The organism is Acinetobacter sp. S-1 (assembly GCF_059579785.1).
The window spans coordinates 2,593,500-2,605,962 of sequence record NZ_CM184207.1; the positions used below are offsets into that span (position 1 = coordinate 2,593,500).

11 protein-coding genes are annotated in these 12,463 nt (G+C 38.5%); 6 read left to right on the forward strand and 5 right to left on the reverse strand.

Features of this window, described 5'->3' with window-relative positions; genetic code table 11:
* Window positions 1-7 precede the first annotated feature (7 nt).
* From AC52J8_RS12380 to AC52J8_RS12390, 3 genes are all read right to left on the reverse strand, one after another.
* Window positions 8-1,006: an adenosine deaminase gene (locus tag AC52J8_RS12380; RefSeq protein WP_069122646.1), complete on the reverse strand. Its 999-nt coding sequence runs from the start codon at window positions 1,004-1,006 to the stop codon at window positions 8-10.
* 116 nt (window positions 1,007-1,122) lie between these two features.
* The gene (locus AC52J8_RS12385; protein WP_005070381.1) at window positions 1,123-2,442 is read right to left on the reverse strand and encodes an NCS2 family permease; all 1,320 of its coding nucleotides are present in this window, start codon (window positions 2,440-2,442) and stop codon (window positions 1,123-1,125) included.
* Between the two features lie 322 nt (window positions 2,443-2,764).
* Window positions 2,765-2,992 carry a hypothetical protein gene (locus AC52J8_RS12390; RefSeq protein ID WP_002163179.1) on the reverse strand — a complete coding sequence of 76 codons (228 nt, stop codon included), beginning with the start codon at window positions 2,990-2,992 and terminating at the stop codon, window positions 2,765-2,767.
* Between the two features lie 604 nt (window positions 2,993-3,596).
* On the opposite strand from AC52J8_RS12390, the gene AC52J8_RS12395 reads away from it, so the two are divergent.
* Window positions 3,597-4,319: a pirin family protein gene (locus tag AC52J8_RS12395; protein WP_086400107.1), complete on the forward strand. Its 723-nt coding sequence runs from the start codon at window positions 3,597-3,599 to the stop codon at window positions 4,317-4,319.
* Between the two features lie 77 nt (window positions 4,320-4,396).
* On the opposite strand, the gene AC52J8_RS12400 is transcribed toward AC52J8_RS12395, so the two are convergent.
* On the reverse strand, window positions 4,397-5,017 hold the full coding sequence (locus tag AC52J8_RS12400; RefSeq protein ID WP_002163161.1) for a TetR/AcrR family transcriptional regulator: 621 nt from the start codon (window positions 5,015-5,017) through the stop codon (window positions 4,397-4,399).
* A 524-nt stretch (window positions 5,018-5,541) separates the two neighbouring features.
* Here AC52J8_RS12400 and AC52J8_RS12405 point away from each other — a divergent pair.
* From AC52J8_RS12405 to AC52J8_RS12420, 4 genes are all read left to right on the forward strand, one after another.
* Entirely contained in the window at window positions 5,542-6,501 is a 960-nt protein-coding gene (locus tag AC52J8_RS12405; protein ID WP_005070390.1) for a metal-dependent hydrolase, read from the forward strand.
* 65 nt (window positions 6,502-6,566) lie between these two features.
* Window positions 6,567-7,400: an SDR family NAD(P)-dependent oxidoreductase gene (locus tag AC52J8_RS12410; RefSeq protein ID WP_086400108.1), complete on the forward strand. Its 834-nt coding sequence runs from the start codon at window positions 6,567-6,569 to the stop codon at window positions 7,398-7,400.
* A gap of 22 nt (window positions 7,401-7,422) precedes the next feature.
* On the forward strand, window positions 7,423-8,946 hold the full coding sequence (locus AC52J8_RS12415; RefSeq protein ID WP_086400109.1) for a flavin-containing monooxygenase: 1,524 nt from the start codon (window positions 7,423-7,425) through the stop codon (window positions 8,944-8,946).
* A 113-nt stretch (window positions 8,947-9,059) separates the two neighbouring features.
* Window positions 9,060-9,938 carry a class I SAM-dependent methyltransferase gene (locus AC52J8_RS12420; protein ID WP_086400110.1) on the forward strand — a complete coding sequence of 293 codons (879 nt, stop codon included), beginning with the start codon at window positions 9,060-9,062 and terminating at the stop codon, window positions 9,936-9,938.
* Between the two features lie 57 nt (window positions 9,939-9,995).
* On the opposite strand, the gene AC52J8_RS12425 is transcribed toward AC52J8_RS12420, so the two are convergent.
* Entirely contained in the window at window positions 9,996-10,916 is a 921-nt protein-coding gene (locus tag AC52J8_RS12425; RefSeq protein WP_086400111.1) for a LysR family transcriptional regulator, read from the reverse strand.
* A 238-nt stretch (window positions 10,917-11,154) separates the two neighbouring features.
* Between AC52J8_RS12425 and AC52J8_RS12430 the strand changes: the two genes are divergently transcribed.
* The gene (locus AC52J8_RS12430) at window positions 11,155-12,453 is read left to right on the forward strand and encodes an MFS transporter (RefSeq protein WP_086400112.1); all 1,299 of its coding nucleotides are present in this window, start codon (window positions 11,155-11,157) and stop codon (window positions 12,451-12,453) included.
* The last annotated feature ends 10 nt before the right edge of the window (window positions 12,454-12,463 follow it).

The following is a 12,463-nucleotide window of genomic DNA, read 5'->3' on the forward strand; positions in this document are numbered from 1 at the left end:
TTTTTATTTAGATTTTTTGGATTTCTGCAATCCACTTTTGTTTCTCTTCATCTGAAATGAAAGAAGCTTCAAAAGAATTAATTGCGAGTTGTTTCAATTCATCATTGTTTAAGTCTAATGCTTGCTGGATGGCAAAGAAATTATCATTCATATATCCACCAAAATATGAAGGATCATCTGAGTTAACCGTCACATGTACGCCTTTTTGTAAAAGACGGCGGATATTATGATCTTTCATATCCTTAACAACACATAGCTTTAAGTTACTTAAAGGACAAACTGTTAATGGCATTTTTTCATTAATTAAACGTGCCATTAATTGTTCGTCTTCTTCAGAACGCACACCATGATCAATACGATTCACTTTAAGTAGATCTAAAGCTTCCCATACATATTCAGGAGGACCTTCTTCACCAGCATGAGCAACGATTAAGAAACCTTCTTCACGCGCCTTAGCAAACACACGTTCAAATTTAGCTGGCGGATGCCCTACTTCACTTGAATCAAGGCCTACAGCAATAATATCTTGCTTAAACGGCAGCGCTTGTTCAAGCGTTTCAAATGCAGCTTCTTCACTTAAATGACGTAAGAAACACATAATCAGTTGAGAGCTGATACCAAACTTAGCTTTGGCATCTACACAAGCACGCTTTAAACCATTAATCACAGTTGAGAACGCAACACCACGGTCTGTATGGGTTTGCGGATCAAAGAACATTTCTGTGTGAACGACATGATCTTCGGCACATTTCTCAAAATAAGCCCATGCTAAATCATAGAAGTCTTGTTCATGTACAAGAACATTCGCGCCAGCATAGTAAATATCTAAGAATGATTGAAGATTATGAAAGTTATAAGCTTGCTTTACTTCTTCAACAGATTTGTAAGGAATCTGAATCTGATTGCGCTGGGCAATTGCAAACATTAATTCAGGTTCGAAAGTCCCTTCAATATGCACATGCAATTCGGCTTTTGGTAAGGCGCGAATCAGCTCGACTTGATTCATATTAACTCCACGTCTAAAGAAAAAAGGGTGTGGTCAAAATCACACCCTTTTATAATTTTCTTCTTATTGAAAACTATGTCTAAGATAGCTCAAGAAGAAAATTATAAAAAATCATATTAACCGCCAAACGCGATAAATTTAAATACCCAAAGCGCAGCAATAATCCATACCATGTACGGTACAGTTTTTGCCTTACCCGTGAATAATTTAACTAATGCATAGCTAATAAAGCCCATTGCAATACCATCAGCAATAGAATAGGTAAATGGCATAAATACAATGGTTAAAAATGCTGGAACAGCTTCAGTAATATCATCCCAATCAATGTGAGTGATCCCTTGTATCATCAACACACCAATGAACAATAAAGCTGGCGCCGTTGCAAAACCTGGTACAGATTGAGCAAGAGGTGCTAAAAATAAACAGCAGATAAATAAGACTGCAACTACAACAGCAGTTAAACCAGTACGTCCGCCTGCTGCTACACCTGAAGCTGATTCGATATATGGTGTAGTTGAAGATGTACCTAATGCTGCACCTGCAACGATTGCAGTAGAGTCTGCAAATAATGCTTTCTTCAAACGAGGTAATTTACCGTCTTGTAAAAGACCAGCACGGTGTGAAACACCAACCAAAGTACCTGTACTGTCAAACAAGTCGACAATAAAGAATACGAAAATGACGCCGACCATACTTGCTGTAAATAGACCTTCAAAGTCCATTTGCATGAATGTTGGTGCAATTGAAGGAATTTGACCCACTACACCTTTAAACTCATTTAAACCTAAAGCAGTAGCGATGGCCGTAACCACTAAAATACTAATAATGATTGCACCACGAACTTTTAATTGGTGTAAAACCACAATCATTAAAAATCCGAATAGTGCTAATAATACTGTAGGCTGTTTAATATCGCCCAAACCGACTAAGGTCGCTTGGTTATCAACAATGATTCCAGCATTTTTTAGTGCAATCAGTGCTAGGAACAAACCAATACCACCACCGATTGCAAACTTAAGTGACATTGGAATCGCATTAACAATCGCTTCACGAATTTTAAAGAAGCTAATTGCAAGAAAGACAAGGCCTGAAACAAAAACAGCGGCTAAAGCTGTTTGCCATGGCACGCCCATCCCCATACAAACCGAGTAGGTAAAGTAAGCGTTTAAACCCATACCAGGGGCCAGTGCGATTGGATAATTAGCAATGATCCCCATTACTAAACATCCGATTGCTGCTGCCAAACAGGTCGCAACGAATACGGCACCATGATCCATGCCGGTTTCAGATAAAATGAGTGGATTGACAATAATGATGTAACACATCGTTAGGAATGTAGTTACACCAGCAAGAACTTCAGTTCGGAAAGTGGTTTTATTGTCGCTTAGCTTAAATAAACGCTCTAACCAGCCTGCCGAAGAATTGGGCGCCGCCATAAGTAGCCTCTATACAAAATCTGAACTGTGGAATATTTACGTCTATGTAGGTCTCTGAACAATATTGTTTTTCTGTTCAGTCCTATAAACAAGAATCTCAAATTTAAGAAGCAACAAATATGCCACTCATTTGATTTCTAGCTTTATACATAGCAAACAACCACAGCCCCTCTTGAAACACAAAAAAGCTGCATAACCCCTATGCAGCTTTTTTACTATACGTTCAATAAGTTTAACAGATTCAACAGAAACATGATCAAAATTTATGAAAAGATATGACCAATGACAATGTAAAAAGTTAGAAATTTATAGCTCGTTATTGCTAGAAAATAATTTTTTTCTCGCCTATATATTGTTGCATATGAAAAGAAGCTAAATTGCTGTGATGAGCATGATTCGGATTTCGTTCGATACTTTGCAGGTTTTTTTCAGCTTCTTGTATGATCTGCATTAGTTCTTGATGTCTTTTATTTTGAGTATCTAAATAAGCCCAATACCCTAATACAAAGACGATACCCACACACAACACTATTAATACTTTATTGATCATTATTATTATCTCTATGTTTTTAATGTTAATGATCTTAACAAAAAATTATAGCTTTGTGAATATTTTCACATTTATTTACAATAACACACTCTTATTCAAATTATTGAAAATAAAAGTTATTTTAAAAATATCATTAAAAAATCTAATAAATACTAAACTTTTCCATTGAAAAGTAACTTTATTTAATAAGAGCTTATTTTAGTTATTTTTAATATTATCTTTTTATCGGTTTTAACTCTTAAGTTATTTTAAAGATAGAGCATAGACAAATGTGTATATGGCTTGAAATTTCTTTTTATTTGCTAAGCTTTAAATTAGATAAAAAGGAGCTATTTTCGTTAATGTACTTTTCTTTAAAATTGTTTCTTTAGCGACTAATTTCTATGTTGTATGTTTAGCTTTAAAAGTAAAAATTCATCTCAAAGAAATCTTCATCTTATTTAAAAATATTTTTCTCCTTTAACTCTATTGGTTGACTAGCAAAATTACGTCCAAGTTTCATCGTTCTATAAATCGCACCAAGCTTTCTATTTTCTTAGCTTCATTCCAATAAACGCTACGATAAACTACGCTCAGATAGAAAATTAAATCAGGAGAATACATCATGTTTGATATGCGTTTATCTCACGAGCGTGGTGCAGCACATCATGGTTGGTTACAATCAAAACATAGCTTTTCATTTGCTAACTATTGGGATCCTAAACAAGTTGGTTTTTCGGATCTGCTTGTAATTAACGATGATAACGTTGCTCCATCTAAAGGCTTTGGTACTCACCCTCACCGTAATATGGAAATTATTTCCTATGTACTTGAAGGTGCATTAGAGCATAAAGACTCGATGGGTACAGGCTCTGTGATTGTGCCGGGTGACATTCAGCTGATGAGTGCAGGTCGTGGTGTTGCTCATAGTGAATTTAACCACTCAGCTCAAGAAGGCGTTCATTTCTTGCAAATTTGGGTTGTTCCAAATGAAGTGAATACAGAGCCAGGCTATCAACAAGTTCATATTGATGAAGCAGACAAACGTGGTAAATTGCATTTGATCATCTCACCAAAAGGTGGCGAGAAAACTTTATCGATCAAACAAGACATTAATATTTACTCAGGTCTTTTTGATGGTGAAGAAACTGCTGACTTTGTGATTCCTGATGGTCGATATGTGTACCTACACGTTGCTAAAGGTCGTGTTGATGTAAATGGTAAAACCTTTAACACCGGCGATGCTGCACGTATTCGTAAAGGTGGAAGCTTATCGTTTACTAATGGTGATAACGCCGAAATTTTGATTTTCGATATGCGTCCTGAAGAAGTTCCAACCATGCCATAAGATCAATTAAGCCCTCACATAAACTTTATGTGAGGGCTTTTTATCGTTACTTGGACTTATAAAAATTCTAACTCTGCTCAGTGCTCTTCTGAACGTGCCATCTCTGTATTGATATAACTCATGATCATAGTGGTTAGCCCCTGCACCATTTCATCAAAACTAATATAAGGGTTTGGCAAAATAAGATGCCGTGCGACATTAAAAATTCCACTATTGATACAGATATAGGTAATTACAGGCAAATTATTGATTTTTAGGTATTTTGGATTATGCATCATATATTTCATGATGACTTCCATTAAAGCCTGTTCAATTTTGGGAATGTATTTGTCGTATTGCAATTCTCCTGCATAACGTAAAACAGTCAAATAACGGTCATTATTTTTCTTTAATAAATCACTAAAAGTATAAAAAATCATTTCAATAACAGGCTCTAACTCCAACTGTAAAATTGTCGGTGTAAGCTCTGTAATCATGTCCAGAATTTCCCGAACAAAAAAGTGATTCATCGCATCATAAATTTCTTCTTTATTTTTAAAATATTCGTATAAAGACCCGACACTCACTCCTGCAATTTCTGCAATATGACGTGTCGTGGTTCCACTCGGCCCATGAAGTGCCACGGCAATAAAACCTGCTTCAATAATCGTGTCGACAGTGACTTTAGCTCGAGTTTGACGTGGTTTACGCGTAGTCATACGGTCTAATTAATAATCCGAACATAAAGTCAGATTAGCATGTAATCTGAGTAGGTAGAAATAAAAAAACAAAATCCGAATAGTTGTCAAACTTAAGTAAAAAAACTGAGAAAAATAGATCTCAATTTATCAATCAATTGATGTTTTAATTTATTATTTCCAGAGATTAGGAATAGATTTAATTTATTATTTTTCAAAAAGATGAATCCAATTTATTTAAAATTATTATTACAAAGAATGTCTATAAAATACTTCTATATATTTAAGAATTTACCCGAATTGAATCCGAACATAATGTCAGATTAATATGAAAAAATTAAAGAAGACTCGTTCAGCAGCTCTTGTCTGCCTCGGTTCTTCTTCCGTTATTCAGCCAAATAATCAAACAAATAACGGAGCAACAACACCGTAGTCAATGCAGAGAATCATCTGTTTTTGAAAATGGAATTTTACAGTGCTTTGTTGATCATTGAGTTTATTGATTTTCATCAAAATGCACCACTACTTTGCCTCAGGGTGTCGCCATGATCTCGACCGCAGTTAAAAAATCATTCAACAAACTTAAATTTCAGCGTGAAATTGAGCTACCAGATTTTGCTAGCAAAAGCTCAATTCCAATCAGACATTTAAATATTGGTTTTGATGGTAAAGAAATTGATGTCAGATTCTATATGGACAATCAATTTGCTACTTTGTTTTTTGCCACACTTTCGGTGTTTTTAACTTACGGTGAAGATCTGGTGATTGAAACCGCTCGCCATCACCGTGAGTTTATTAAAGATCCAATATTAAAGCAGCGAGTAACGTCGTTGATTGGCCAAGAAGCAATTCATTCTAAATTGCACAATGAATATAACGATGCCCTTCAAGATGCTGAATATCCTGTTGCACTATATCGCTTTCTTGGCTCAAACTTCTTTAAGTATGTTTTCTTAAAGTTTCCACAGCCACTCAAATTATCAATGATGGCAGGTATTGAGCATTTTACTGCGGTACTTGCTGAATACATGATGAAGCACGAAAAGAACTTCTATTATTCAGATGACGAAAAAAGCCGTGCATTGTGGATGTGGCATATGCTTGAAGAATCTGAGCATAAAGATATTGCCTACGATGTCTATCAACTTTTAAATGGTAGCTATGCACTACGCGCGTCTGGTTTCTTCCTCGCGTTATTTACCATTTTAGGTTTAATCCCTGCGACTACATTATTTGTGCCTGTGTTAAGAAAGCCACAAGAGATGCTGACTTTGAAATTCTGGAAAGATGCTCGTCGCGGTGTAGGCTTAATCTTTGGTCCAAAAGATGGAGTTTTCGGCAGTACGATTGGTCAAATTCTTGACTACTTACGCCCAGATTTTCATCCAAATGATCATGATACAACTGAATATCTTGAGTATTACAAAAAGAAATTGCTGACCGAAGGCGGCGCAATTGCTCCTTACTTTGTTAAAGAATTTACCCCACCAGTACGCATGTCTTAATCGTCCTGCATTTCCAGCTATCAAAGAGGTAGCTGGTATCTCTTCAAGCTATTTATGGATGAATCATGATTTTATTTGGCAAAAAGAAAGTTAAACCAAGCCAAAAAGCTTATGCCGTAGTGACGGGTGCAGGCAGTGGGATTGGTCGAAGTTTTGCAATTGAACTTGCGAACCGTGGTGGTAGCGTAGTGTGTGCAGATATTAATCTCGAAGCTGCTGAAGAAACAGTAAAACTTCTTGAACAAGAAGGTGCAAAAGCTTTTGCTATGCGCTGTGATGTGGGTAATGCTGAACAAGTTAACCATCTCGCTGAAACTGCTGAAATCTTACTTGGGCACCCTGTGACTCTTGTCATTAATAATGCTGGAGTAGGTTTAGGTGGCAAGTTTGACGAACTCAGCCTAGAAGACTGGAACTGGGTCATGAATATTAACCTATGGGGAGTTATTCATGGCTGTCATGCATTTGTTCCCAAGTTTAAAAAGTTAGGTTACGGCGCGATTATTAATGTGGCATCTGCGGCATCTTACACGGCTGCACCAGAAATGACTGCTTATAACGTGACTAAAGCGGGTGTGCGTGCGCTTTCAGAAACGCTTTCTGCCGAACTGCGTAAGTTTAACATTAAGGTGAACGTGCTCTGCCCGACGCTGGTACCTACCAATATCATTAAAAATGGTCGAATTCCCGGACGCTATTCAAAGCTTGCAGACCATGCACTGATGAACTATGCGCTGACCACAAGTGATGATGTTGCAAGATTAACCCTTAACCGTCTTGATCAGGATGAGATGTATACCATTCCTCAAATTGATGCGAAGTTATTCTGGCTCATGAAGCGTGCATCCCCAAGCTTGTATACCAAGTTCCTTGGTACATCGTACAAATTATTTAAATAAGAAATTTATAGGTAGTACACATATGACTGCGCAAATGAAAACAAATGCATCAGCAAAAAAAGCTGTCAAATCACCAAGCCATATTTTCGATACTTTTATTGTGGGTGCGGGCATTTCAGGGATCGCTGCTGCCATTCGCCTAGATCAAGTTGGTTATACCAATTATAAAATTATTGAAAAAGCTGGCCGCGTGGGTGGAACATGGCGTGAGAACACCTATCCAGGTTGTGGTTGCGATGTACCTTCTGCTCTTTATTCTTACTCATTTGCACCAAGTGCAAAATGGAGCCATTTATTTGCACGCCAACCAGAAATCTTAAGTTATCTGGAAGATGTAAGTAACGAATTTAATGTTACCTCTAAAATCGAATTTAATAATGAATTGCTGAATGCCGCGTGGGATGAATCACGTCATGTGTGGGTACTTGACACCACCACTGGTCAATATTTATCTAAAACCGTTATTTTTGCCACAGGTCCAATTACCGAAGCTCAAATTCCACGTCTTGAGGGCTTAGAAACATTTAAAGGCGAAATGTTCCATTCAGCAAAATGGAACCATGATTATGATTTAACTGGTAAACGCATTGCCGTGATTGGTACTGGTGCATCTGCTATTCAGTTTGTGCCACAAATTCAACCAAAAGCGAAAGAACTGTTTGTGTTCCAACGTACAGCACCTTGGGTATTACCAAAACCAGATACAGACTTGGGCGAATTTAGTAAATCAGTGATTGCTAAATATCCGGCTATTCAGGCGAGCTGGCGTAAAAGTGTAGCGTTAACACTGAATGCAATTAACTTTGGTTTACGTAACCCTCTTGCGCTCAAACCAGTAAATGTATTGGGTAAGCAATTACTTAAATTGCAAATTAATGACCCAGTGCTACGTAAAAATGTAACGCCGAACTTTGACATTGGTTGTAAACGTATTTTGTTCGCTAACAATTATTATCCAGCACTACAAGCACCGAACACCACACTCATTCCTCATGGTTTAGTGAAAGTTGAAGGCAATACAGTGGTTGCTGCCAATGGTGAACGCCACGAAGTTGATGTGATTATTTGGGGTACAGGCTTTGAAGTATCTCACCCACCAATCGGTAAACGTGTGTTTAATGAAAAAGGACAACGTTTAAATGATTTATGGAAAAATACTTCACCAGAGGCTTACTTAGGGACCAATATTGAAAATGTACCGAATGCATTTTTAGTTTTGGGTCCAAACGTATTGGTCTATGATTCTTTCATTGGTTTGGCAGAAGCACAGCTCGACTATATCGTAGATGGCTTATTGAAAATTAAAAACAAAGGAATTAGCAAATTAAATGTTAAATCTGATGTGATTAAAAAGCATAATGATTTAGTACAAAAGCACTTACAAACAACCGTATTTAATAGCGGCGGATGTAAGAGTTACTACCTTGATGCCAACGGGCGTAACTTTGCTGCATGGCCTTGGTCACTGAAAAAACTTAAACAACGTTTGAAAAAAGTAGATTTGAAAGATTATGAAGTGACGTATCAAACGACAAAAACTCACTAATTTGTATTTTCGATCAAATCAGTTGTAAGAAATAGGCAGTGTATTTTAGATTTCCATGAAATACACTGCCTTCTTCGTTGAATATCTTCAAGAAATAAAAAAACAGGATAAAGATGAAAGAAGGACAATCAAGTCGTACTGCTGAAGCCGCTGCTGCCTTACGAGCCAATCATTTTCAAAATACACAGGACCCTGTATTTTCAGATCCTTATGCTTTTGAGCTGACCAGTAAAGGCTGGAAAAAACTTCTCTCTAATTCACTGATTGTTAAAGTAATGAATTCTGCGGTTTTAAACCGCACTTTAGGTTTACTTACTGGACAAGTGGTCGGACGCTCTCGTTATGCCGAAGATTTACTTGCTCAGGCAGTTCAACAAAATACTCAACAATATGTATTAGTGGGTGCCGGCCTAGACTCTTTTGCACTACGTGAATCACACCATTATCCTACTTTGAAAATTTTTGAAGTTGATCATCCTGATACTCAAACGGCCAAACAAGCCAAGCTAAAAAAGTTAGGAAATATTCCTACTACCGTTGAATTTGTTGCGATTAACTTTGAAAAAGAGTCTATTTCGGAAGCCTTGACCAGAAGTGTCTATGATTCATCTGCTCCTGCATTTTTTTCGTGGTTAGGCACAACGCACTATTTAAACCCGCAAACGACATTACAAACTTTAAAAAGTATTGCTGAATTTGCTGCAAACGGTAGCGAAGTAGTACTCGACTATTCGACCGATTTTCAGGAATTAAACGGTATTGAGCGACTTGGAAGTATGGGCGTTGCACAATTTACCTATTTGCTGAAAGAGCCTTTATTGGGCCAATTTAAACCAAGAGATTTACATCATGCAGTGGAGCAGATGGGATTTGAAGTGGTCGAAGACTTATCAGGCGAAGCCATTACTGAACGATATTTTAATGCACGAATTGATGAAATTCGCCACACCTCAGCAACGCGTTTATTGCATTTACGTTTAAATAGAAAATAATGTTGAAAGCCAACTTAGACTTTAAGTTGGCTTTTTTAATCAAGATTAATACCATCATTACCAGCTTGAACGCGGCTCTGGCCCATCGACATGCTGATTTAAAAATTGGCGCAAATGATCTAAAAAGTGCGCGACTTTAGGTGACAGATTAAGTCTCTCTAAATACACCGCATAGACATCTGCTGGTGGTGTTTCATAGTCCGCTAACACCTGAACCAATCTACCACTTCTTAAATATTTCGCTACGTCCCACTCTGCTCGCATCAAAATTCCGTAGCCTTCTAAAGCCCAATTTAATGCGACTGCCCCATCATTGGTACTCAGTTGCCCATGAACTTTAACAGTTTCAACTTGTTTGCCATGACTCAACCGCCAATTCCCATAAGCTGAATCATTTTGCCGAATCACAATACACTGATGCTGCGTTAAATCATGGGGAGTGAGCGGTTGCCCTGCCATTTTTAAATAGCTAGGTGATGCACATAATAAACGGCGGTTGGCTGTCAATTTTTTGGCAATTAAACGTGAATCGGGTATTTCACCAAAGCGGATTGACACATCAATGGCTTCATCAGGCAGATTAATCGGGCGGTCAGTTAAATGCAGTTGGACATCCACATCAGGATAGATTTTGGCAAATGTAGAAATCGCTGGCGCAATATAAGAACGACCAAAGCCTAAAGGTGCATTCACACGCAATACGCCTTTGGGCGCTGCCCGACTACTTGAAACCAAACGCTCCATTTCATCAATCTCTTTTAAAATACGAACTGCATTTTCAAAGTAGACCTCACCTTCACTGGTTAAACTAATTCGCCGTGTTGTTCTATTTAAAAGCCTTACACCTAAACGCTCTTCAAGTTGAGTTAAACGTCTGGAAACCGCAGGTGGGGTCAAGTTTAACTCTCGTGCCGTCGCGACAAGACTTCCTTGTTTAACCAATAAACAAAAGAAAGCTAATTCCGTATCTGCGTTCATGATTATTAAGTTTTTTGCAATAGTGATTTAACTTTATATCGATTCATCAGTTTTTTAAATGGTTTAACATCCATTTCATTGTTTCCCGACATAAGCCGTCTCTTGTTTAAGAGCATAGAAACGTCCGCAGAAGGAATGCTGTGGATGAACGGGAAAAAGCCATCTAGCCGTATGAATAGCGGTAAAGAAAGCGAAAACTACCAATCAGGATTGGTAGTCATGAATATGGAGTCATGACATGGAAATGGATATTGAAAAGCGGACGTTACGTCGAATCACGTGGAGAATCGTACCGTTTATTATGTTGTTATACCTTGTAGCCTATATCGACCGCGTCAATATTGGCTTTGCAGCACTCACCATGAAAGAAGACCTAGGCTTTACAGCCTCAGTTCTCGGGTTTGGTGCCGGAATTTTCTTTTTGGGTTATTTCTTATTTGAAGTCCCATCCAACATTATTTTGCATAAAGTCGGTGCCCGTATCTGGATTGCTCGAGTCATGGTGACTTGGGGTCTGATTGCAGCGGGAATGGCATTTGTAGAAAGCTCAACCAGCTTTTACGTTATGCGATTTTTACTCGGTGTTGCCGAAGCGGGTTTCTTTCCCGGCATTATTTTGTACTTAACTTACTGGTTTCCTGCACGCCATCGCGCTGGTGTGATTGCTTTATTTATGGCAGCCGCCCCAATTGCCACAGCAGTTGGTTCACCAATCTCAGCCGCGTTACTTGAAATGCATGGAATTTGGGGACTCGCTGGCTGGCAATGGATGTTCATTATTGAAGCAATACCAGCACTCATCTTAGGCGTTGTGGTTTTTAAATATATGACTGACCGTCCTGAACAAGCCACTTGGTTAAAACAGGATGAACGCGAATGGCTTGTAAAAACCATGAAGGAAGAAGATGTAGGGAAAAATGCACCTCAGCATCACAGCATTCTTCGCGGTCTTGCCAACCCACGAGTACTTGCCCTTGCATTGATTTATTTCGGAACGTCAGCTGGGCTTTATACCCTCGGCATCTGGGCACCACAAATTATTAAACAGCTTGGCGTAACGTCTATGACTGTCGGGCTTTTAAATGCCATTCCACCAATCGTTTCTGTCATTGCCATGGTTTTATGGTCTCGACACTCTGACCGCACCAATGAACGTACATGGCATGTTGCTCTTGCATGTTTAACCGCAGCAGTTGGTCTCGCAATTGCAGCTGGAACACACAATGTCATTGGATTAATTGCAGCACTTACCATTGTGAATGTCGGTATTAGCTGTGCCAAACCACCTCTATGGAGCATGCCAACCATGTTCTTATCAGGATCAGCCGCAGCAGCAGGCATTGCCACGATTAACTCAATCGGAAATTTAGGTGGGTTTGCAGGCCCTGCGATGATCGGCTGGATTAAAGATCAAACTGGAGACTTCACAGGTGGACTCTATTTTGTGGCAGGCCTACTCATTATTTCGACCTTACTGACACTAGTGCTGAGCTTCTCCCAAAAGGTGAAAGTAAACACTGCCAAAGCCACCCACTAACCCTATTTAC

Coding starts and splice junctions, on each gene's coding strand:
- AC52J8_RS12420 (WP_086400110.1), top strand. CDS start 9,060: ATGAAAGAAGGACAATCAAGTCGTACTGCTGAAGCCGCTGCTGCCTTA.
- AC52J8_RS12430 (WP_086400112.1), top strand. CDS start 11,155: ATGGAAATGGATATTGAAAAGCGGACGTTACGTCGAATCACGTGGAGA.
- AC52J8_RS12395 (WP_086400107.1), top strand. CDS start 3,597: ATGTTTGATATGCGTTTATCTCACGAGCGTGGTGCAGCACATCATGGT.
- AC52J8_RS12390 (WP_002163179.1), bottom strand. CDS start 2,992: ATGATCAATAAAGTATTAATAGTGTTGTGTGTGGGTATCGTCTTTGTA.
- AC52J8_RS12400 (WP_002163161.1), bottom strand. CDS start 5,017: ATGACTACGCGTAAACCACGTCAAACTCGAGCTAAAGTCACTGTCGAC.
- AC52J8_RS12380 (WP_069122646.1), bottom strand. CDS start 1,006: ATGAATCAAGTCGAGCTGATTCGCGCCTTACCAAAAGCCGAATTGCAT.
- AC52J8_RS12415 (WP_086400109.1), top strand. CDS start 7,423: ATGACTGCGCAAATGAAAACAAATGCATCAGCAAAAAAAGCTGTCAAA.
- AC52J8_RS12385 (WP_005070381.1), bottom strand. CDS start 2,442: ATGGCGGCGCCCAATTCTTCGGCAGGCTGGTTAGAGCGTTTATTTAAG.
- AC52J8_RS12405 (WP_005070390.1), top strand. CDS start 5,542: ATGATCTCGACCGCAGTTAAAAAATCATTCAACAAACTTAAATTTCAG.
- AC52J8_RS12425 (WP_086400111.1), bottom strand. CDS start 10,916: ATGAACGCAGATACGGAATTAGCTTTCTTTTGTTTATTGGTTAAACAA.
- AC52J8_RS12410 (WP_086400108.1), top strand. CDS start 6,567: ATGATTTTATTTGGCAAAAAGAAAGTTAAACCAAGCCAAAAAGCTTAT.